Here is a 20,895-nt window from a genome sequence, read left to right as displayed (position 1 = left end):
TGCGAGCCGTTAGCCAATCAACTTTCAACCGAAATAAAAACTAACGATACCGAGCATTTCATCACTACAAAATTTCAATTACTACAAATACACTTCAAACCAATCTCAACCAACCACACTATTTATCGAGATACATCATGAGTCCAAACGAGCAACTTCATTCATTTACCGGAACATTAACCTTCAACGGCAAACCCATCACTACCAACTACAACAGATTGACTCAATTAATTCTGAATAAAGAAACAACCCCAACGAAACGTGAAGAATACAGAAAACAGCTGGAACGAATTCCTGAACACATAACAACTGCTGACAATGTAGAAGCCGAACTGCTTTACTTCCAAAAGGATGGTGATCGTTATCTGATCCACACACGCAGCCCTGGCCGTTACACAAACCATTTACTGAGCATGGAAGGCCCTCATCGAACCTGGTCGGCCTATTCCGGCACTGATGCGACAGGCTATGCTGTTACTCTTTTTGGAAGGGGCCGAGACAACATCACATTAGATGATTTAATTACCGACCAACTGGATATTATTATACTTGCCGGCGGAAGGCGCTCCATCCGCAACTACGGTATTCCCGGCGCGCCTGCTGCTTTTACCGACAACAATGGCGACTATGAAGCCGGTGATTTTCAGCTAACCGTAGTTGATCGAAACGTCGCACCGTAAGTTAGCAACAAGGTTGTTCTCAACAACCAGCCATTTCCTGCGCCAACCCCAGGAACGCCGCCGGCAACCGCGCGCCTTTGCGTTCCTTGAGGCAGTACAAATACTCGGGAATCTGCGGCGCATTCTCGATGGTCAGCACGCGAAGTTGCGGATCATGCGGCACTTCCTGCCGGGCAATGATGCTGATCCCGATGTTGCGCAGCACCGCCTCGCGGATCGATTCACGGCTGCCGATCTCCAGCAACGGGCCGAAACTCACCCCGGCGCTGGCCAGCAATTCTTCGGTCAGACGCCGAGTGGTCGAGCCTGACTCGCGCATCAACAACGTATGCCCGGCCAACGCGCTGAGCGGCACATGATCGTGCACCGCCAACGGATGATTGCGATGCACTGCCAACACCAGCGGATCGCTGCCGAGCACCCGCCGAATCAGTCGCGCATCGTCGAGCAGTTGCGAGGACGCGGCGACATCCACCCGGTAATCCTCCAGCGCCTCCAGCACCTGCTGCGAGTTGCCGATCTCCACCGACACTTCCACCTGCGGCAAGCGCTCGCGGAAGGTCTTCACCAGATCGAGGATGTAATACGGCGCCGTGGCGGCGATGCGCAAAGTGCCCTGGACCTGGCCGCTGTTACGCAGGAAAAACTCGATGTCGGCTTCCTGCTGCAACAGCGTCTTGACCATCGGCAGCAGCCGCGCACCTTCATCACTGACGCTGAGGCGGCGACCGCCACGGTAGAACAGTTCAACCGAGTACTGGCTTTCCAGATTGCGGATTTGCGTGGTCACGGTGGGCTGGCTCAGGCCGAGCTTTTTCGCCGCCAGGGTAATGCTGCCCAGACGGGCCACCATGTAAAACGCCTTCAGCTCGGCACTCAGCACACCCGCTCCTCATCACTTACTTGCGCAACAGGCGCAAACCGTTGAACACCACCAACAGGCTCACGCCCATGTCGGCGAACACCGCCATCCACATGGTGGCGATCCCGGCGAAGGTTACCCCAAGAAAGATAGCCTTGATGACCAAAGCGAGGGCGATGTTCTGTTTTAGGATGCTCGACGTCTGCCGCGACAGGCGGATGAACGTGGGGATTTTGCGCAGATCGTCGTCCATCAGGGCGACATCGGCGGTTTCGATGGCGGTATCGGTGCCAGCGGCGGCCATCGCAAAACCGATCTCGGCCCGGGCCAGTGCCGGGGCATCGTTGATGCCATCACCGACCATGCCGACGCTATGGCCCTGTGCATAAAGGGCTTCGATGGCTTGCAGTTTATCGGTCGGCAGCAGATCGCCCTTGGCTTCGTCGATGCCGACTTGTGCGGCAATCGCCTGGGCGGTGTGGACGTTGTCGCCAGTGAGCATCAGAGTTTTGATGCCCAGGTCGTGTAATTGCTGGATCGCCTCGCGACTGGACTCCTTGACCGTATCGGCCACGGCGAACAGCGCCAACGGGCCGGATTTGTCGAGCAGCAGCACCACCGACTTGCCCTGTTTTTCCAGCGCAAACAGCTTTTCTTCCAGGGCGGGCGAGCACAGGTTCAGCTCTTCGACCAAACGGTGGTTGCCCAAGTGGTAGACCTGACCGTTGATTTCACCGCGCACCCCGCGACCGGCCAAGGCTTCGAAGTTATCCACAACGAGCGGTGCAAAGGTTTTATCCACAGCTGCATTGGCGATGGCCAGCGACACCGGGTGGTCCGAGCGCCCCGCCAATGCCGCCGCAATTCCCGGTGCCGAGGCATCAGCGGTTGGGTCAAGCGACAGGTAATCGGTCTGCACCGGTTTGCCGTGGGTGATCGTGCCGGTCTTGTCCAGCGCCAGGTAATCGAGCTTGTAACCGCCCTCCAGATAAACGCCGCCCTTGACCAGAATCCCTTTGCGCGCCGCCGCCGCGAGGCCGCTGACGATGGTCACTGGCGTCGAGATCACCAGCGCGCACGGGCACGCGACCACCAGCAATACCAACGCGCGATAGATCCAGTCGAACCAGACGGCGCCCATGAACAGCGGCGGAATTACCGCGACGGCCAAAGCCAGGGCGAACACCGCCGGTGTGTAGATTTTTGAAAACTGGTCAACGAAACGCTGAGTCGGTGCCCGTGCGCCTTGCGCCTGTTCGACGGCGTGGATGATCCGCGCCAGGGTCGAATTGTTGGCGGCGGCGGTGACGGAATACTCCAGGGAACCAGCCTGATTGATGGTCCCGGCGAAAACCTTGTCGCCAAGCGTCTTCTCGACCGGCAGGCTTTCACCCGTGATCGGTGCCTGATCGATGGTCGAACTGCCCGATACCACTTCACCGTCCAGGCCAATCCGCTCACCGGGCCGCACGCGCACCCGCGCGCCCAGCTCGATGGTTTTGACGTCCTGCAAAACCCAACTGCCATCGGCCTGCAATACCGTGGCCTGCTCCGGGGTCATCTGCATCAAACCGCTGATTGCATTGCGCGCGCGGTCCAGGGACTTGGCCTCGATCAACTCGGCCACGGTGAACAGGAACATCACCATCGCCGCTTCCGGCCACTGTCCGATCAGGATCGCGCCGGTCACCGCAATGCTCATCAGCGCGTTGATGTTGAGGTTGAGGTTTTTCAGGGCGATCCAGCCCTTTTTGTAAGTGCTGAGGCCGCCGCTGAGGATCGAGACCAGCGCGATAACCGCCACGACCCAGTTGGGCGCTGCGTCGGTGAAGTGGATCACTTCGGCGGCGAGCGCGGTCACGCCGGACAACGCCAGCGGCCACCACGGCTTTTTCTCAGGTGCCGGGGCGGGTGCTTCGACGCCCTGCTCCAGCGGCTCGGCAACCATGCCCAGCGACTTGATCGCGTCGATGATCGGCGCGGTGCCCGGCAAGTCATGAGTGACGCCCAGCACGCGGTTGATCAGGTTGAATTCCAGCTGCTGCACACCGGCGAGCTTGCCCAGTTTGTTCTGGATCAGCGTCTGCTCGGTCGGGCAGTCCATCGCGTCGATGCGGAAACTGCTCAACCGCGCGTTGGCGGTGGACGTTTCGCTGAGCTTGATCAGCGACGGCGCCGCCGCTTTGGAAGAACAGCAGGAATCCCCGTGACCGCCATGGTCATGTTTCTGTACAGGCTGCAGTTTGTGGCTGTGACCAGCCTCGTGTGTGTGATCGTGTCGGGAATCGCTCATCAGGTCGCGTCCATAAGGTGCCTGTTGCCAAGTAAAGACCCTGTAGCCACTATAGGGTCAAGCACCCTTTTGGAGATTGCCGTCATGAAGATCGGAGAACTGGCCAGGCTCACGGACTGCGCCGTGGAAACCATTCGCTACTACGAGCGCGAAAACCTGCTGCCGGAACCGGCCCGCAGCGACGGCAACTACCGCGTCTACACCCAGGCCCACGCCGAACGCCTGACCTTCATCCGCAACTGCCGTACCCTCGACATGACGCTCGAGGAAATCCGCAGCCTGCTGGCCTTGCGCGACAGCCCGCAGGATCAGTGTGAAAGCGTGAATGCGCTGATCGACGAGCACATTCATCACGTGAAAGCGCGGATCGACGGGTTGCTGGCGTTACAGGCACAACTGCTCGACCTGCGCCAACGCTGTGGCGAAGGGCCGGATATCGATCAATGCGGGATTTTGCAGCGGTTGGAAGTGAGCGGCGGGGTTGTGGCGACGGAGGTTGAGCATTCGCATGTGGGCCGCAGTCATGGGCATTGAGGGCCTCTTCGCGGGCAAGCCTCGCTCCTACAGATTTACACTGACCTGTAGGAGCGAGGCTTGCCCGCGAACACCGCGAAGCGGTGCCCGTCTCAGACCGCCATCGGCGCGGTCATTGGCGCATGGTGCTGATAACCCTCAAGCGAAAAATCACCCGGTTCGATCAACTCCAGCCACTCCGGCTGATAAACGCCCGTCTTGGCAAACTCCGGCACACGATCACTGATCACCAGCTTCGGCATCGGGAACGGCTCGCGCTTGAGCTGTTCATTCAGCATGTCCAGATGGTTTTCGTAGACGTGCGCGTCACCGATGAAATAGGTGAACCAGCGCGGCGTGTAACCGGTCAGGCGACCGATCAGGCTCAGCAGCGCGGCGCCTTCGGTGAGGTTGAACGGCGTGCCCAGGCCCAGGTCGTTGGAGCGGATGTAGAGCGTCAGGGAAATTTCCTTGGTCTCGACATTCGGGTGGAACTGGTACAGCAAGTGGCACGGCGGCAGGGCCATTTCATCAAGCTGCGCAACGTTCCAGCCGTGGAACAGGATGCGGCGGCTGCCCGGGTCCTTGATGATGGTGTCGACGCACTGGCGGATCTGATCGATCGCCTTGTACAGCACCACGTAAGCCTGACCGTCTTCTTCGCCTTCAGCGATCTGGCGGTAACCTTGCTTCAGGGTCTGCTCGATGGCGGCCTGGTTGCTGACCGGGATCTGCTTGTACGCCGGCCATTTGCGCCATTGCACGCCGTAGATCTCGCCGAGGTCGTCTTCACCCTGGCGGAACGGGTTGGCCAGCCATTGCGCGTTTTCGTTGGCGTTCTGGTCCCAGACCTTGCAGCCCAGCGCACGGAATTCGGCGGCGTTGTTCACCCCACGCAGAAAACCGCACATCTCGCCGATGGCCGATTTGAAGGCCATCTTGCGCGTGGTGATCGCCGGGAAACCTTCTTGCAGGTCGTAACGCAGCATCGCGCCCGGAAAGCTGATGGTGTTCACGCCGGTGCGGTTGGCCTGTTTGGTGCCGTTCTTGATGACGTGGGCGACCAGTTCGAGATATTGCTTCATGAGTTACCTGTGTCCTTGAACCCGGAGGCCATCGCCCCCGGGATTCGAATTTATACGGCTGCCGCTGGAGTCGCCGGGGCGCGGTGATACGCCAGCCAGATCAGGAACAGCCCGCCGACGATCATCGGCACGCAGAGCACCTGGCCCATGGTCAGCCAGTTCCAGGCCAGATAGCCCAGTTGCGCGTCCGGTACGCGGACGAATTCGACGATGAAACGGAAGATGCCATAGAACAGCGCGAACATCCCGGACACCGCCATGGTCGGCCGTGGCTTGCGCGAGAACAGCCACAGGATCAGGAACAGCGCGACGCCTTCCAGCGCGAACTGATACAGCTGCGACGGGTGACGCGGCAACTGCGCCGGATCGCTGAACGGCGGGAAGATCATCGCCCACGGCACGTCGGTCGCCTTGCCCCACAATTCGGCGTTGATGAAGTTGCCGATACGCCCGGCGCCCAGGCCGATCGGCACCATCGGCGCGACGAAGTCCATCAGCTGGAAGAACGACTTGTTGTTCTTTTTACCGAACCACAACGCCGCCAGCATCACGCCGATGAAGCCGCCGTGGAACGACATGCCACCCTTCCACACTTCGAAAATCAGCGTCGGGTTGGCCAGGTAAGCGTGCAGATCGTAGAACAGCACATAGCCCAGGCGACCGCCGACGATAACGCCCATCGACATCCAGAAGACCATGTCGGAGAGCTTCTCCTTGGTCCAGGTCGGGTCGAAACGGTTGAGCCGGCGCGACGCCAGCAGCCACGCACCGCCGATGCCGATCAGGTACATCAAGCCGTACCAGTGGATTTTCAGCGGACCGATGGCCAGGGCCACCGGGTCGATCTGCGGGTAAGGCAGCATTGCGACTCCTCGTTAGAGTTGAAAGCTTCAAAATTCCCGGGCGACGCTGCCACCTCAGGATTAAGCCAGGATTGTGCGGTGCGTCAGATCAGAAAATTCAAACCCACGCAGAACAGCAAAGCGGCGAACAGTCTTTTCAGCAACTTCGGCGACAGCCTGTGGGCCAGTCGCGCACCGATACGGGCGAAAAACATGCTGGTCAGGGCGATCCCCAGCAGCGCCGGCAAATAAATAAAACCGAGACTATGAGCCGGCAGCAACGGATCGTGCCAGCCCAGAATCATGAAACTTAATGCACTGGCCAGCGCGATGGGCAGACCGCACGCCGAGGACGTGGCCACGGCTTGCTGCATCGGCACGCTGCGCCAGGTCAGGAACGGCACGGTCAGCGAACCACCGCCAATCCCGAAAATCGCCGACGCCCAGCCAATCACACTGCCGGCCACGGTCAGACCGACTTTACCCGGCACCGTTCGGCTGGCCTTGGGCTTGACGTCCAGCATCAACTGCACGGCGATGACCAGGGCAAATACGCCGATGATTTTCTGCAGGTTTGGCCCGGAGATCGCTTCGGCTGTCAGCGCGCCGAACCCGGCGCCGAGCAGGATGCCGACGGTCATCCAGGCAAAAATCGGCCAACGCACGGCGCCGCGGCGATGATGCTCGCGCACAGCATTGACCGAGGTAAAGATGATCGTAGCCAGGGATGTGCCGACCGCCAGATGCGTCAGGATCGAGGCGTCGAAACCCTGCAAGGTGAAACTGAACACCAGCACCGGCACGATGATAATTCCGCCGCCGACGCCAAACAGGCCGGCCAGCACGCCTGCACAGGCGCCGAGCGCCAGATAGAGCAGAAATTCCATGTACGACCCCCAAAGAAGAGCGGCATGGTAACGGATGCATGGCCTTCGGCTCCACTGGATGGCGATGGATACCCGCACAATGACTGCGTAGAGTGGGCAAAAACACACAAGGACCACCTTATGTGCCTGATTGTCTTTGCCTGGCGCCCGGGTCACGCCCAGCCGCTGATCGTCGCCGCCAACCGCGACGAATTCTATGCCCGACCCAGCCTGCCCCTGGCGCAATGGCCCGAAGCACCGCACGTCTACGCCGGTCGCGACCTGGAAGCCGGCGGCACCTGGCTCGGTGTCGGCGCCAACGGGCGCTTTGCGGCGCTCACCAATATTCGCGATCCCCATCAACCGGCCGCTCGAAAATCCCGAGGTGAACTGGTTGCGCGATTTCTCAGCGGCGACATGCCGATAGATGATTATTTGGACGACGTTGTTGGACGTTCACTGGAATATGCCGGTTTTAACCTGCTGATCGGCAATGCCAATGAACTGTGGCACTTCAATGCCCGGGAGCTTGAAGCGGTGCTGCTGCCGGCCGGGGTGTATGGGTTATCGAATGCTGGCCTGGATACGCCGTGGCCGAAGTTGCTCAAGGCGCGAGCGGCGCTGGAGGCTGTTCTGGAGGATCCGCAGCCCGAGGCGTTATTGGCGTTGCTCAGTGATTCGCAGACAGCGCCTTTTGCAGAGCTGCCGGATACCGGGGTGGGTCTGGCGACCGAGTCGTTGTTATCGAGTGTGTTTATTGCCAGCCAGAGCTATGGGACGCGGGCGAGTACGGCGTTGATTGTTCAGGCGGATGGGACGCGGCTGATGGTCGAACGGAGTTTCGGGCCGTATGGCGGGCATCTTGGGGAAGTGGAGATCAGAATTTAGCATTGTCTGATCCGGCCTCATCGCCAGCAGGCTGGCTCCCACAGGGGATTTGCGTCAAACACAAATCCAATGTGGGAGCCAGCCTGCTGGCGATGAGGCCATCAGCGTTTTAGAGGGCTTTGACCGCAGCCGGGCTGACCATCTTCGCCAACCCGAGGTTCTTCAGCGCCAGTTGCAGCGAGCTGTGGATAACTTGCGGGTTGTCGATGGTCATCAGCTCCGCGAGCAATTCCTTGGCCTTGCTCAGGTTGATCTGACGCAGCATCCACTTCACCTTCGGCAGGTTGGTGGCGTTCATCGACAAACTGTCGAAGCCCATCGCCATCAGCAGCACCGCCGCCGCCGGGTCACCCGCCATCTCGCCGCAGATGCTCACAGGCTTGCCTTCGGCATGGGCGTCACGCACCACGGTCTGCAACGCCTGTAGCACCGCCGGGTGCAAGTAGTCGTAGAGGTCGGCCACTCGCGGGTTGTTGCGGTCCACGGCCAGCAGGTACTGGGTCAGGTCGTTGGAACCGACCGACAGGAAGTCCACTTGCCGCGCCAGTTCCTTGGTCTGATAAACAGCCGCCGGAATCTCGATCATCACGCCAATCGGCGGCATCGGCACGTCGGTGCCTTCGTCGCGGACTTCGCCCCACGCCCGGTGAATCAGGTGCAGGGCTTCTTCGAGTTCATGGGTGCCGGAGATCATCGGCAGCAGAATCCGCAGGTTGTTCAAGCCTTCGCTGGCCTTGAGCATGGCGCGGGTCTGCACCAGGAAGATTTCCGGGTGGTCGAGGGTGACGCGAATGCCGCGCCAGCCGAGGAACGGGTTGTCTTCCTTGATCGGGAAGTACGACAGCGACTTGTCGCCGCCGATGTCCAGGCTGCGCATGGTCACCGGTTGCGGGTGGAACGCGGCGAGCTGCTCGCGATAGATCGCCAGCTGCTCTTTTTCGCTCGGGAATCGCTGGTTGATCATGAACGGCACTTCGGTGCGGTACAGACCGACACCTTCGGCACCGCGCTTTTGCGCCCGCGCCACGTCCGCCAGCAGACCGGTGTTGACCCACAGTGGCATGCGGTGACCGTCGAGGGTCACGCACGGCAGGTCGCGCAGGGAATCGAGACCGAGCGCCAGTTGTTTCTCTTCTTCCACCACCTCGGCGAACTGCTTGCGCAGCACATCGCTGGGGTTGGTGTAGACCTCGCCGCGATTGCCATCGACGATCAATTCGATGCCGTCGACCTTGGCATAAGGCAGGTCGACCAGGCCCATCACCGTCGGGATGCCCATCGCCCGGGCGAGGATCGCGACGTGGGAGTTACCTGAACCGAGGACCGAAACCAGACCGACCAGCGTGCCTTCCGGCACCTCGCCGAGCATCGCCGGCGTCAGTTCTTCGCTGACCAGAATGGTTTTTTCCGGGTAGACCAGGTTCTGCTGACGCTCTTCCTGCAAGTAGGCGAGCAGACGGCGGCCAAGGTCCTTGACGTCCGATGCGCGCTCACGCAGGTAGGCGTCGTCCATCAATTCGAAACGGTTGACGTGCTCAGTGACCACCTGGCGCAGCGCGCCCTGGGCCCACTGACCGGTCTTGATCACCGTGGTCACTTCGCTGCCGAGCGCCTCATCGGCGAGCATCATCAGGTAGACGTCGAACAAGGCGCGCTCTTCGGGGCGCAACTGCGAGGCCAGTTTGGCCGACAACGCACGCATGTCGGCGCGCACGCCTTCGATGGCGGTCTTGAACAACGCCAGTTCGGCGTCGATGTCGCTGATGGTCTTGTCCGGCACCACGTCCAGATCGGCCGGTGGCAGCATGACCACCGCCGTACCGACCGCCGCGCCCGGCGAACCCGGCACGCCGATGAACTTGGCTTCCTGGATGCCTTTGCCCTGACGGCCCAGGCCTCGGATCGAACCGGTGGCCTCGGCGTGGGCGATAACCCCGGCAAGTTGCGCGCTCATGGTCACGAGGAAGGCTTCTTCACCTTCATCGAACTGGCGGCGTTCTTTTTGCTGAATGACCAACACGCCGACAACGCGGCGGTGGTGGATGATCGGTGCCCCGAGGAATGAGGCGTAGCGCTCTTCACCGGTCTCGGCGAAGTAGCGGTAGCGCGGGTGATCCGCGGCGTTTTCGAGGTTCAGGGGTTCTTCACGCGTGCCGACCAGGCCGACCAGACCTTCGTTGGGTGCCATGCTGACTTTGCCGATCGAGCGCTTGTTCAAGCCCTCGGTCGCCATCAGCACGAAGCGGTTGGTCTCGGGGTCAAGCAGGTAGACCGAGCAGACCTGGCTGCCCATGGCCTCTTTGACGCGCAACACAATAATCCCCAACGCCGCCTTGAGATCCTTGGCGGAGTTAACTTCCTGGACGATCTTGCGCAGCGTATTGAGCATGGCTCGGGGTCGAACTCCGTCGTCAGTCGCGCGCTAAAAGGCGCGGGGCAAGCTCTTTGAGAGCGCGTCGATACACCTCGCGCTTGAATGTCACCACCTGGCCCAACGGATACCAATAACTGACCCAGCGCCAGCCATCGAATTCCGGTTTACCGGTCAAATCCATCCGCACCCGCTGCTCGTTGGAGATCAGGCGCAGGAGAAACCATTTCTGTTTCTGGCCGATGCACAGCGGTTGGCTGTGGGTACGGACCAGACGTTGCGGCAAACGATAGCGCAACCAGCCCCGGGTGCAGGCGAGAATTTCAACATCTTCACGCTCCAGACCCACTTCTTCGTTCAACTCGCGGTACAAGGCGTCTTCCGGCGTCTCCTGGGGGTTGATACCACCCTGTGGAAACTGCCAGGCATCTTGATTGATACGGCGAGCCCATAGCACCTGTCCGGCATCATTCGTGAGAATGATCCCGACATTGGGGCGGAAACCATCGGGGTCGATCACGGCAACAACCTCGCAAACGCATGTCGCCGCATTGTTCCACAAAGGTTGTGAAGGCAGCAACGAGCCGGCCAACCTTATGTGCACTCTTGTGAAAAGTCCGTATTCTGGGCGCCTTTCTACAGACTTTTCAGCGAGTAACTGCAATGCGCCTGGCTTTATTCGACTTGGACAACACCCTTTTGGGCGGCGACAGTGACCACGCCTGGGGTGATTACCTGTGCGAACGCGGCTTCCTCGACGCCGTCGCCTACAAGACACGCAACGACGAGTTCTATCAGGATTACCTGGCCGGCAAGCTGGATAACGCCGCCTACCTGAACTTTTGCCTGGAAGTGCTCGGCCGCACCGAAATGGCCACGCTGGATCAGTGGCACAGCGATTACATGCGCGACTGCATCGAGCCGATCGTGCTGCCCAAGGGACTTGAGCTGCTGAAGAAGCACCGCGATGCCGGCGACAAACTGGTGATCATCACGGCGACCAACCGCTTCGTCACAGGTCCGATTGCCGAGCGTTTGGGCGTTGAAACCCTGATCGCCACCGAGTGCGAGATGGTCGATGGCCGCTACACCGGGCGCAGCACCGACGTGCCGTGCTTCCGCGAAGGCAAGGTGACGCGGCTTAATCGTTGGCTGGAAGAAAGCGGGCATTCGCTGGAAGACAGTTACTTCTACAGCGACTCGATGAATGATTTTCCGTTGCTGGAACAGGTGGCGAATCCGGTGGCGGTTGATCCGGACCCGAATTTGCGTGCCGAGGCCGAGAAACGTGGCTGGCCGGTGATTTCGTTGCGTGACTGAAATCGCCTTCGCGGGCAAGCCTCGCTCCTACAGGTCATGCGTCAATTATGAAAATGACGCAAATCCCGTAGGAGCGAGGCTCGCCTGCGAAGGGGTCAACTCGGTTTCAAGCGTTAAACAGGCTTGGCACCCATCAACCCGGCAATGGCGATAAAGCAGACGAAGCTGAACAACGCCAGGGCGAAGGTAAACTTGCCGTTCCCCGCCGGCGCCTTGCGCAACTTGTTAAGCCGCACCAACAACCAGAACCACGCCAACGCCGCAACGGTGTAAAGCACACTCGACGCCAGCAACCACGTCTGCCCCAACGGCCAGCCCACCAGATGCACCATCCACCAGCCGGTAAACGGCATGCTCAGCAGTGCCAGCCCCATCAACAGCCAGATGAACACCCGAGGCCGTTGCAACGTGCGGCTGCCCGCCGTCGCGTCGCCATTACGCCGAGTTCGCCAGACCCAGATCCCCAGGCCCAGCGCACAGACCAGCAGCAAAACCGTCGCCACCATGTGCGCCACTTTCAGGGCGGTTAACGTTTCCATTGTTCGACTTCCTTATGACCTGCCCATCAGCGTAGCCGCTCAGCCAAGAAACAGCTGATAGGCCGGATTGTCGCTTTCGTCCCAGTACGGGTAGCCGATTTCTTCCAGCGCCGCCGGCACCAGATGACGCTCTTCGTGAGGCACTTGCAGCCCTGCGACCACACGACCGTCCGCCGCGCCGTGGTTGCGGTAGTGGAACATCGAGATGTTCCAGCGCCCGCCGAGCTTGCTGAGGAAGTTGAACAGCGCGCCCGGTCGCTCCGGAAATTCGAAGCGCAGCACCACTTCATCCACCACCTGGGCCGCGCGGCCACCGACCATGTGCCGGATATGCAACTTGGCCAGTTCGTTGTCGGTCAGGTCCAGCACCGGAAAACCCTGCTCGGTCAGACTGGCAAGCAGCGCACTGCGCGGATCGTTTTCCGGGTGCGTCTGCACGCCAACGAAGATGTGCGCTTCGCTGCCGGTGTTGTAGCGGTAGTTGAATTCGGTGATCTGGCGCTTGCCGATGGCTTCGCAGAACGCCTTGAAGCTGCCCGGCTTCTCGGGGATGGTCACGGCGATGATAGCTTCGCGGCCCTCGCCCAGCTCGGCGCGTTCAGCCACATGGCGCAAGCGGTCGAAGTTGACGTTGGCGCCGGAATCGATGGCCACAAAGGTGTGCCCGGTGACAGCGTGCTGCTCGACGTATTTCTTGATCCCGGCCACGCCCAGGGCGCCGGCAGGTTCAGTGATCGAGCGGGTATCGTCGTAGATATCCTTGATCGCCGCGCAGATCTCGTCGGTGCTGACCGTGATCACTTCATCGACATAGTCTTTGCAGATGTCGAACGTGTACTGACCAATCTGAGCGACCGCGACGCCGTCGGCGAAGAGGCCCACGGTCGGCAGCACCACGCGCTCGCCGGCGGCCATGGCAGCTTGCAGGCAATTGGAGTCGTCCGGCTCGACGCCGATGATCTTGATTTCCGGGCGCAGGTATTTCACGTACGCCGCGATACCGGCGATCAGACCGCCGCCGCCGACCGGAACGAAGATCGCATCCAGACGCCCAGGGTGCTGGCGCAGAATCTCCATGGCCACCGTGCCCTGCCCGGCAATGGTGTGGGGATCGTCGTACGGGTGAATGTAGACGTAGCCTTTTTCGTCGACCAGTTTCAGCGAGTAAGCCAGGGCTTCCGGGAACGAATCCCCGTGCAGCACCACTTTGCCACCACGGGAACGCACGCCTTCGACTTTGATTTCCGGGGTGGTCTTGGGCATGACGATGGTGGCTTTCACGCCGAGCACTTTCGCCGCCAGGGCCAGGCCCTGCGCGTGATTACCGGCCGAAGCCGTCACGACGCCGCGCGCGCGTTCTTCATCGCTCAACTGCGTGAGCTTGTTGTAGGCCCCGCGAATCTTGAACGAGAACACCGGCTGCAAGTCTTCACGCTTGAGCAAAATACTGTTGCCCAGCCGCTCGGAGAGCTGGCGGGCAGTCTGCAATGGGGTTTCTACGGCAACGTCATAAACGCGCGAGGTGAGGATCTTTTTGACGTACTGTTCGAGCATCGGAAAGCATCACTGAGCGGGTTGGGCAGGGCCAAGGAGTCTAACCCGGCTTTCGGGCGTGCGACCACACTAAACAGGTGGTTTTACCCTCCCCGGAAGGGATCAAGGACCTGTAGGAGCGAGGCTTGCCCGCGAAGAGGCCGGCACATCCAGAATAAATGTTGGCAGTAAGAACGCTTTCGCGGGCAAGCCTCGCTCCTACAGGTCACGGTGGCGGTCTGCCAATCGGGCAATGACCTTCCCCGTCCCGGGGCCTATAATGCCGGGCTTTCGTTCCCCCTCTTCGGCACTTCGGAGCCCGCATGACCCAGGATCAACTCAAACAGGCAGTAGCCCAGGCCGCCGTCGACTTCATCCTCCCGAAACTCGACGACAAGAGCATCGTCGGGGTCGGCACCGGCTCCACCGCCAACTGCTTCATCGACGCACTGGCGCAACACAAAGGCGCCTTCGATGGCGCAGTCGCCAGTTCCGAAGCCACCGCCGCACGCCTCAAGGGCCACGGTATTCCGGTGTATGAGCTGAATACCGTCAGTGACCTGGAGTTCTACGTCGACGGCGCCGACGAAAGCGACGAACACCTGAACCTGATCAAGGGCGGCGGCGCAGCCCTGACCCGCGAGAAGATCGTTGCGGCCGTGGCCAAGACCTTCATCTGCATCGCCGATGGCAGCAAACTGGTGCCGGTGCTCGGCGCGTTCCCGCTGCCGGTCGAAGTGATCCCGATGGCCCGCAGCCACGTGGCCCGCGAGCTGGTGAAGCTCGGCGGCGACCCGGTTTACCGTGAAGGCGTGCTGACTGACAACGGCAACATCATTCTGGATGTGTTCAACATGCAGATCACCAACCCGGTCGAGCTGGAGACGCAGATCAATGCGATCGTCGGCGTGGTGACCAACGGTTTGTTCGCGGCGCGTCCTGCGGATCTGCTGTTGCTGGGCACCAGCGAAGGCGTGAAGACCCTGCGCGCTCAATAATCAGACACGCCGATAAACCTGTGGGAGCGAGCCTGCTCGCGATAGCGGTCTTTCAGTCAACATCTCTATCGACTGACACGACCTCATCGCGAGCAGGCTCGCTCCCACATTGGTTCCGGGGTGTTAGTTAGGGTTGCACTGGTTTCTTGAAGACGTAGAACAGGTTCGGCTCGCTCACCAGGTACATCGTGCCGTCGTCATCCATGGCGATCCCTTCCGCTTGCGGCACCGTCTTCTGCAACCCCTGACGCCCCTTGTTCAGTGACATGGTGCTCAGCGGACGCCCGTCCACATCCAGCTCCAGAATCAGTCGCGACTCGTCGGACAGCGCCAACAGGTGACCGCTGCGCTCGTCGTATTGCAGGCTCGACAGGTCTCGCACAAACATCCCGGCATCGCGCTTGGGGTTGTTGACCACGTGCACCGCATAGGATTTTTCCGGGTTGTAATGCGGAAAGCCCTGCACTTCATAGATCAGCATCGGGTCGCGCTCCTTGGCGACAAACAGCCGCTTGCCCACCGAATCGTAGGCCAGGCCTTCAAAACCCTTGTTGCTGCTCATGTGCACGCCGAGGGTTATCTGTTCGGCATCCGCCGCATCGAGGAACGTCGTGTCCTTCTCCAGATGAATCTTGATCAGCCGCTGCTGACGCTCGTCGGTGATGACGTAAGTGTCGGCGCTGATGAATTCCACCGCTTCCGGATCACCGAAGCCGACCAGCGCGATGCGCTGAAGGATCTGACCTTCCAGCGACAGCTCGATCAGCTCGGAGTTTTTATTGGTGACGGTGAACAGGCTTTTGCGGACCGGATCGAAGGTCAGCGCTGACACATCGTCGTCCAGGCCTTCGATGACCCGACCCTCAATGACAACCTGATAGTGATCCAGTCCGATCGACTGGGCGCTTTCTGCCTGCCAAAGCGTATGCAGATTGAACCAGGCCCGCTCAAACAGACGCAGGTGTTGGCCGAACGCAACCAGCACGGTCAGCGCGATCACCGAGAGAATCAGGATCAGGGGTTTGGGGCGGGCAAGTCGGCGCATTCAGGCAAGCTCGGAATCAGGACGGGCGGATGAAATACCACGGCAGTCTGAATTGAAGCTTAAAGGCCGTTGGGTTGGCCCTACAACTGAGCGTCGCGTTTCCTACACATTCGCGGATCAAGATCGCAGATCAAGGTCGTGAATCAAGCTCGCGAATCAGTGCTGCTTTTCGAATCGGTAGAACAGGTTCGGCTCGCTCACCATGTACAGCGTGCCCGCCTCGTCCATGGTCACGCCTTCGGCGCGGGGAATGGTCTTCTTCAGGCCATTGAAACCACCCAGCAAGGTCATGAAACTGACCTGCTCGCCCTTCTCGTCCAGCTCCAGCAGCAAGTGGGAATCAGCGGACAACACCAGCGTATGGCCGGTGCGCGGGTCGATGGCCAAGGCCGACAGGTTGCGGATGTCCAGCGCGTCACTGGCCAGCTTCTGCTTGTCGCCGGTGAGTGTCAGGCCGTCGGCGCTTTTCCAGGTGAACAGCGCCGGTGGACGCTCCTCACCCAGCAGCATGTGTTGATTGCGCGCATCCCAGACGACCGCTTCGAACGCTTTGTTCTGGTCTTTCGACGGACCGAGGTCGTACTTGGGGAAGTTGGCGATGTTCAGCTCGCGGGTATCGGCGTCGACCTTGACGATGGTCAGCAGATGCTCACGCTCATCGACAATGGCCAGCAGACCGTTGCCCATGACCGTCACGCCTTCCGGGTTGCTCCAGCCCACCAAGGGCATTTTGCGCAGCACTTCACCCTGCAGGCCCAGCTCGACCAGGAACGGGTTTTTGCCCATCACCGAGAACAGGGTTTTGGTTTGCGGGTTGTAGGCCAGGTCGGACGCTTCGTCTTTTTCCATCCCTGGCAGCAACTTGGCATCGATCACCGCCCGATAATCCGGGAGCCAGATACTTTCCTGGCGTTCGGCCGGGCTTTCGAAACGCTCCAGCACCCAGAGCACCCCGCGGTCATCCCAATGCATGGCAAAGGCAAGGCCATACGCGGCGGCCGCGACCAGCAAAAGCCAGGCATACCAACGCATGAAAAAGCGCGGGCGACGGGCAGTTTTAAGCGTGGGCAGCGATTGGATGGCCATCAGGGGATGCGTTCCAGAAATTCAGGCTAAGGGTAATAGCACAATTGGGACCGGCTCAGACGCCAGAAGCCCGGGAATTATCCAGACAAGATGTGAAAAAAACGGGAAATGGCGGGATTGCCCTTTACGGGCAACTAAATCCCCCCTGTAGGAGCCGGCTTGCCGGCGATGGCGGTGGAACATTCAGCATAAATGTTGAATGTGACGGCCTCATCGCCGGCAAGCCGGCTCCTACAGGGGGTTTGTGTCAGCGGACGCTGCTGGTGAAGCTGCTCGCGCCTGGCAGTTCCAGAACGATTTCGTCACCCACATTCAGCGGGCCGACACCGACCGGCGTGCCAGTCAGGATCACGTCGCCAGCCTGCAGCGAAAAGCAGCCGGCCATGTGCTGGATCATTGGCACGATCGGGTTGAGCATCGCGCTGCTGTTGCCATCCTGGCGCACTTCGCCGTTGATGGTCAGGCGGATGCCGATGTCGGTCAGGTCGGCAAAGGTGCTGCCTGATACGAACGGGGCAATCACTGCCGCACCGTCGAAGGACTTGGCGATTTCCCACGGCAGGCCTTTGGACTTCAGCTCTGCCTGCTTGTCACGCAGAGTCAGGTCCAGCGCTGGAGCGAAACCGGAAATAGCATCAAGGACTTCTTCACGGCTTGGCTTGGTCGACAATGGCTTGCCGATCAACACCGCGATTTCGGCCTCGTAGTGCACTGAACCGCGCTCGGTCGGAATGCTGAAACCGCCTTCCAGCGGCACGACACAGCTGCCTGGCTTGATAAACAGCAGGGGCTCCGTTGGCACCGGGTTGTCCAGTTCCTTGGCGTGTTCGGCGTAGTTGCGGCCGATGCAAACCACTTTGCCCAATGGGAAGTGGATGCGTGTACCGTCGACATACTGGTGCTGATAGCTCATTGACCGACTCCTGGTTCGTAGCGCTTAAGTTCGAAAATCAAACAGCGAAAATCTTGCCCGGGTTCATGATGCCGTTCGGATCGAACACCGCTTTGACCGCTTTCATGTACTCGATCTCAACCGGGGAGCGGCTGTAGGTCAAGTAGTCACGCTTGGTCATGCCCACGCCGTGTTCGGCGGAAATCGAGCCGTTGTACTTCTCGACGGTTTCGAACACCCACTTGTTCACGGTCGCGCACTTGGCGAAGAACTCGTCCTTGCTCAAGTCATCCGGCTTGAGAATGTTCAAGTGCAGGTTGCCGTCGCCGATGTGGCCGAACCAGACGATTTCGAAGTCCGGGTAGTGTTCGCCGACGATCGCATCGATTTCCTTCAGGAACGCCGGGACTTTCGACACAGTGACCGAAATGTCGTTTTTGTACGGCGTCCAGTGGGAGATGGTTTCGGAAATGTATTCGCGCAGTTTCCAGAGGTTTTGCAGCTGGGTTTCGCTCTGGCTCATCACGCCATCCAGCACCCAGCCCTGCTCCACGCAATGCTCGAAGGTTTCCAGCGCGTGGTTGGCCACTTCTTCAGTGGTCGCTTCGAATTCCAGCAGCGCGTAGAACGGGCAGTCGGTTTCAAACGGCGCCGGCACGTCACCGCGCCCCATGACCTTGGCCAGGGCTTTGTCGGAGAAGAATTCGAACGCGGTCAGGTCAAGTTTGCTCTGGAACGCGTGCAATACCGGCATGATCGAGTCGAAGTCGGCAGTGCCAAGCACCATCGCGGTGAGGTTTTTCGGCGCCCGGTCCAGACGCATGGTCGCTTCGACCACAAACCCGAGGGTGCCTTCAGCGCCGATGAACAGCTGACGCATGTCGTAGCCGGTAGCGTTCTTGATCAGGTCGCGGTTCAGTTCCAGCACGTCACCCTTGCCGGTGACCACTTTCATGCCGGCGACCCAGTTGCGGGTCATGCCGTAGCGAATCACCTTGATCCCGCCGGCATTGGTGCCGATATTGCCGCCAATCTGACTCGATCCTGCGGAAGCGAAGTCCACCGGGTAGTACAGGCCTTTTTCTTCGGCGACGTTCTGCAAATGCTCGGTCACGACGCCCGGCTGGCACACGGCGGTGCGGTCGGTGAGGTTCACGTCGAGGATCTGGTTCATATAGTCGAAGGACACGACCACTTCGCCATTGGCGGCCACCGCAGCGGCAGAAAGCCCGGTGCGCCCGCCGGACGGCACCAGCGCCACCTTGTGTTTATTGGCCCACAAAACGATGGCCTGGACCTGCTCGGTGGTCTTCGGGAACACGATGGCGGTCGGGGCCGGGGCGAAATGCTTGGTCCAATCCTTGCCGTAAGCGTTCAGGGAGTCGGCATCGGTCAGTACCTTGCCAGGCTCGACCAGGGTCTTCAGTTCATCAATCAGGGCAGGATTGGTCATCGACAGAACTCTCGAACAATTCATGGTCATCCTGAGAACGCTTCACGTCGCAGGAATGAGTGTTTGCGGGGCGCTTATGCTAGCATACCGACCCCGCAGGATAGTGCCCAACGGCTGTTCTGCGGCGACGGCTGTCGTGCCGTCGGGGTCAGCGTTCTGTGCCCTGCCTTATACGTACGTTCCTCTTTTGACGAGTGGCTGTTGCCGTCAAGCAAGGCGCCGCGACGAGTCATAGCTCGCTATGGGGAGGAGCGGCAACGCAGCATGACGGCAACAGACGCCGTCAAAAAGGAACAGTACGTATAAGGCAGGGCACTCTGACCATTCCTGCCATTTTTCTCCGGGATACAGGTTTACGCAGATGAGCAAGACTTCTCTCGATAAGAGCAAGATCAAGTTCCTTCTTCTCGAAGGCGTCCACCAATCGGCTGTCGACGTTCTCAAGTCGGCGGGCTACACCAGCATCGAGTACCTCACGGGTTCTCTGCCGGAAGCCCAGCTGAAGGAAAAGATCGCTGATGCTCACTTCATCGGCATTCGCTCCCGCACTCAACTGACCGAAGAGATCTTCGATCACGCGAAGAAGCTCGTCGCTGTAGGTTGTTTCTGCATCGGCACCAACCAGGTTGACCTGAACGCTGCCCGCGAACGCGGCATCGCAGTGTTCAACGCTCCGTACTCCAACACTCGCTCCGTTGCCGAGCTGGTGCTGGCCGAAGCGATCCTGTTGCTGCGCGGCATCCCTGAGAAGAACGCTTCCTGCCACCGTGGCGGCTGGATCAAAAGCGCTGCCAACTCCTTCGAAATCCGTGGCAAGAAGCTCGGCATCGTCGGTTATGGCTCGATCGGTACGCAACTGTCGGTCCTGGCTGAAGGCCTGGGCATGCAGGTGTACTTCTACGACACCGTGACCAAGCTGCCTCTGGGTAACGCGACCCAGGTCGGCAACCTGCACGAGCTGCTGGGCATGTCCGACATCGTCACCCTGCACGTTCCGGAAACCGCTGCGACCCAGTGGATGATCGGCGAGCAGGAAATCCGCGCCATCAAGAAGGGCGGCATCCTGATCAACGCCGCTCGCGGCACCGTGGTCGAACTGCAAGCCCTGGCAGACGCGATCAAGGACAAGCACCTGATCGGCGCGGCCATCGACGTATTCCCGGTGGAGCCACGCTCCAACGACGAAGAGTTCGAAAGCCCGCTGCGTGGCCTGGACAACGTGATCCTGACCCCGCACATCGGTGGTTCCACCGCTGAAGCGCAAGCCAACATCGGCCTGGAAGTGGCCGAGAAACTGGTCAAGTACAGCGACAACGGTACGTCGGTATCGTCCGTGAACTTCCCGGAAGTGGCCCTGCCGGCTCACCCTGGCAAGCACCGTCTGCTGCACATCCACGAGAACATTCCGGGTGTGATGAGCGAGATCAACAAGGTCTTCGCCGAAAACGGCATCAACATCTCCGGTCAGTTCCTGCAGACCAACGAGAAAGTCGGCTACGTGGTGATCGACGTAGACGCCGAGTACTCGGACCTGGCGCAACAGAAGCTGCAACACGTCAACGGCACCATCCGTAGCCGCGTGTTGTTCTGATAGCGACTTGAGCGACAAAAAAGGAGACCTTCGGGTCT

19 protein-coding genes are annotated in these 20,895 nt (G+C 60.1%); 6 read left to right on the top strand and 13 right to left on the bottom strand.

Annotation, left to right across the window (positions count from 1 at the left end; all coding sequences use genetic code 11):
• The first annotated feature begins 137 nt into the window (after positions 1-137).
• Positions 138-680 (top strand): hypothetical protein, encoded by a 543-nt coding sequence (locus tag KGA97_RS09660; RefSeq protein ID WP_223480670.1) that lies wholly within the window; start codon positions 138-140, stop codon positions 678-680.
• A gap of 19 nt (positions 681-699) precedes the next feature.
• On the opposite strand, the gene KGA97_RS09655 is transcribed toward KGA97_RS09660, so the two are convergent.
• On the bottom strand, positions 700-1,563 hold the full coding sequence (locus KGA97_RS09655; RefSeq protein ID WP_192227526.1) for a LysR family transcriptional regulator: 864 nt from the start codon (positions 1,561-1,563) through the stop codon (positions 700-702).
• 16 nt (positions 1,564-1,579) lie between these two features.
• Entirely contained in the window at positions 1,580-3,835 is a 2,256-nt protein-coding gene (locus KGA97_RS09650) for a heavy metal translocating P-type ATPase (RefSeq protein ID WP_223480669.1), read from the bottom strand.
• Positions 3,836-3,919: 84 nt separating this feature from the next.
• Between KGA97_RS09650 and cadR the strand changes: the two genes are divergently transcribed.
• Positions 3,920-4,369 carry a Cd(II)/Pb(II)-responsive transcriptional regulator gene (gene cadR / locus KGA97_RS09645; RefSeq protein ID WP_008040770.1) on the top strand — a complete coding sequence of 150 codons (450 nt, stop codon included), beginning with the start codon at positions 3,920-3,922 and terminating at the stop codon, positions 4,367-4,369.
• A gap of 92 nt (positions 4,370-4,461) precedes the next feature.
• Here cadR and KGA97_RS09640 read toward each other — a convergent pair whose 3' ends face one another.
• From KGA97_RS09640 to KGA97_RS09630, 3 genes are all read right to left on the bottom strand, one after another.
• Positions 4,462-5,433 (bottom strand): thymidylate synthase, encoded by a 972-nt coding sequence (locus KGA97_RS09640; protein WP_008026091.1) that lies wholly within the window; start codon positions 5,431-5,433, stop codon positions 4,462-4,464.
• 50 nt (positions 5,434-5,483) lie between these two features.
• On the bottom strand, positions 5,484-6,296 hold the full coding sequence (gene lgt / locus KGA97_RS09635) for a prolipoprotein diacylglyceryl transferase (RefSeq protein ID WP_008026090.1): 813 nt from the start codon (positions 6,294-6,296) through the stop codon (positions 5,484-5,486).
• Between the two features lie 83 nt (positions 6,297-6,379).
• Positions 6,380-7,162, bottom strand: coding sequence for a sulfite exporter TauE/SafE family protein (locus KGA97_RS09630; protein WP_223480668.1), 783 nt, complete (start codon positions 7,160-7,162; stop codon positions 6,380-6,382).
• Between the two features lie 120 nt (positions 7,163-7,282).
• Here KGA97_RS09630 and KGA97_RS09625 point away from each other — a divergent pair, with 120 nt between their 5' ends.
• The gene (locus KGA97_RS09625) at positions 7,283-8,029 is read left to right on the top strand and encodes an NRDE family protein (protein WP_223480667.1); all 747 of its coding nucleotides are present in this window, start codon (positions 7,283-7,285) and stop codon (positions 8,027-8,029) included.
• Between the two features lie 109 nt (positions 8,030-8,138).
• Here KGA97_RS09625 and ptsP read toward each other — a convergent pair whose 3' ends face one another.
• A complete protein-coding gene (ptsP, locus tag KGA97_RS09620; protein ID WP_008026086.1) occupies positions 8,139-10,418 on the bottom strand; it encodes a phosphoenolpyruvate--protein phosphotransferase in 2,280 nt (759 codons plus the stop codon).
• Positions 10,419-10,440: 22 nt separating this feature from the next.
• Positions 10,441-10,920, bottom strand: coding sequence for an RNA pyrophosphohydrolase (locus tag KGA97_RS09615; protein ID WP_007897732.1), 480 nt, complete (start codon positions 10,918-10,920; stop codon positions 10,441-10,443).
• A 143-nt stretch (positions 10,921-11,063) separates the two neighbouring features.
• Between KGA97_RS09615 and KGA97_RS09610 the strand changes: the two genes are divergently transcribed.
• Positions 11,064-11,720, top strand: coding sequence for an HAD family hydrolase (locus KGA97_RS09610; protein WP_008026084.1), 657 nt, complete (start codon positions 11,064-11,066; stop codon positions 11,718-11,720).
• A 113-nt stretch (positions 11,721-11,833) separates the two neighbouring features.
• Here the strand turns inward: KGA97_RS09610 and KGA97_RS09605 are convergent, their stop codons facing one another.
• Together KGA97_RS09605 and ilvA are read right to left on the bottom strand one after the other, a co-directional pair.
• Complete coding sequence (locus KGA97_RS09605) at positions 11,834-12,259, bottom strand: DUF2269 domain-containing protein (protein WP_223450004.1); 426 nt, start codon at positions 12,257-12,259, stop codon at positions 11,834-11,836.
• A 39-nt stretch (positions 12,260-12,298) separates the two neighbouring features.
• Entirely contained in the window at positions 12,299-13,813 is a 1,515-nt protein-coding gene (gene ilvA, locus KGA97_RS09600) for a threonine ammonia-lyase, biosynthetic (RefSeq protein WP_008026079.1), read from the bottom strand.
• A 302-nt stretch (positions 13,814-14,115) separates the two neighbouring features.
• On the opposite strand from ilvA, the gene rpiA reads away from it, so the two are divergent.
• Positions 14,116-14,790, top strand: a complete 675-nt coding sequence (rpiA, locus tag KGA97_RS09595; RefSeq protein ID WP_008026076.1) for a ribose-5-phosphate isomerase RpiA — start codon at positions 14,116-14,118, stop codon at positions 14,788-14,790.
• Positions 14,791-14,917: 127 nt separating this feature from the next.
• On the opposite strand, the gene KGA97_RS09590 is transcribed toward rpiA, so the two are convergent.
• The 4 genes from KGA97_RS09590 to KGA97_RS09575 all read right to left on the bottom strand — a co-directional run bounded on the left by KGA97_RS09590 (position 14,918) and on the right by KGA97_RS09575 (position 19,266).
• Positions 14,918-15,835, bottom strand: coding sequence for an SdiA-regulated domain-containing protein (locus tag KGA97_RS09590; RefSeq protein ID WP_192227522.1), 918 nt, complete (start codon positions 15,833-15,835; stop codon positions 14,918-14,920).
• A 156-nt stretch (positions 15,836-15,991) separates the two neighbouring features.
• Complete coding sequence (locus tag KGA97_RS09585; protein WP_223480666.1) at positions 15,992-16,921, bottom strand: SdiA-regulated domain-containing protein; 930 nt, start codon at positions 16,919-16,921, stop codon at positions 15,992-15,994.
• A gap of 247 nt (positions 16,922-17,168) precedes the next feature.
• A complete protein-coding gene (locus KGA97_RS09580; protein WP_008026071.1) occupies positions 17,169-17,834 on the bottom strand; it encodes a fumarylacetoacetate hydrolase family protein in 666 nt (221 codons plus the stop codon).
• Between the two features lie 37 nt (positions 17,835-17,871).
• Complete coding sequence (locus KGA97_RS09575) at positions 17,872-19,266, bottom strand: FAD-binding oxidoreductase (protein WP_032828611.1); 1,395 nt, start codon at positions 19,264-19,266, stop codon at positions 17,872-17,874.
• Positions 19,267-19,627: 361 nt separating this feature from the next.
• Between KGA97_RS09575 and serA the strand changes: the two genes are divergently transcribed.
• Complete coding sequence (serA, locus tag KGA97_RS09570) at positions 19,628-20,857, top strand: phosphoglycerate dehydrogenase (RefSeq protein WP_008040764.1); 1,230 nt, start codon at positions 19,628-19,630, stop codon at positions 20,855-20,857.
• Positions 20,858-20,895 lie beyond the last annotated feature (38 nt).

It is taken from the genome of Pseudomonas sp. BF-B-15, assembly GCF_019946675.1.
In the GTDB taxonomy this organism is placed as follows: domain Bacteria; phylum Pseudomonadota; class Gammaproteobacteria; order Pseudomonadales; family Pseudomonadaceae; genus Aquipseudomonas; species Aquipseudomonas migulae.
Note: the sequence above shows the minus strand (reverse complement) of the source record. Positions and strands in the feature narration are given on the sequence as shown.

Coding starts and splice junctions, on each gene's coding strand:
- KGA97_RS09660 (WP_223480670.1), top strand. CDS start 138: ATGAGTCCAAACGAGCAACTTCATTCATTTACCGGAACATTAACCTTC.
- KGA97_RS09650 (WP_223480669.1), bottom strand. CDS start 3,835: ATGAGCGATTCCCGACACGATCACACACACGAGGCTGGTCACAGCCAC.
- cadR (WP_008040770.1), top strand. CDS start 3,920: ATGAAGATCGGAGAACTGGCCAGGCTCACGGACTGCGCCGTGGAAACC.
- KGA97_RS09640 (WP_008026091.1), bottom strand. CDS start 5,433: ATGAAGCAATATCTCGAACTGGTCGCCCACGTCATCAAGAACGGCACC.
- lgt (WP_008026090.1), bottom strand. CDS start 6,296: ATGCTGCCTTACCCGCAGATCGACCCGGTGGCCCTGGCCATCGGTCCG.
- KGA97_RS09630 (WP_223480668.1), bottom strand. CDS start 7,162: ATGGAATTTCTGCTCTATCTGGCGCTCGGCGCCTGTGCAGGCGTGCTG.
- KGA97_RS09625 (WP_223480667.1), top strand. CDS start 7,283: ATGTGCCTGATTGTCTTTGCCTGGCGCCCGGGTCACGCCCAGCCGCTG.
- ptsP (WP_008026086.1), bottom strand. CDS start 10,418: ATGCTCAATACGCTGCGCAAGATCGTCCAGGAAGTTAACTCCGCCAAG.
- KGA97_RS09610 (WP_008026084.1), top strand. CDS start 11,064: ATGCGCCTGGCTTTATTCGACTTGGACAACACCCTTTTGGGCGGCGAC.
- KGA97_RS09605 (WP_223450004.1), bottom strand. CDS start 12,259: ATGGAAACGTTAACCGCCCTGAAAGTGGCGCACATGGTGGCGACGGTT.
- ilvA (WP_008026079.1), bottom strand. CDS start 13,813: ATGCTCGAACAGTACGTCAAAAAGATCCTCACCTCGCGCGTTTATGAC.
- rpiA (WP_008026076.1), top strand. CDS start 14,116: ATGACCCAGGATCAACTCAAACAGGCAGTAGCCCAGGCCGCCGTCGAC.
- KGA97_RS09590 (WP_192227522.1), bottom strand. CDS start 15,835: ATGCGCCGACTTGCCCGCCCCAAACCCCTGATCCTGATTCTCTCGGTG.
- KGA97_RS09585 (WP_223480666.1), bottom strand. CDS start 16,921: ATGGCCATCCAATCGCTGCCCACGCTTAAAACTGCCCGTCGCCCGCGC.
- KGA97_RS09580 (WP_008026071.1), bottom strand. CDS start 17,834: ATGAGCTATCAGCACCAGTATGTCGACGGTACACGCATCCACTTCCCA.
- KGA97_RS09575 (WP_032828611.1), bottom strand. CDS start 19,266: ATGACCAATCCTGCCCTGATTGATGAACTGAAGACCCTGGTCGAGCCT.
- serA (WP_008040764.1), top strand. CDS start 19,628: ATGAGCAAGACTTCTCTCGATAAGAGCAAGATCAAGTTCCTTCTTCTC.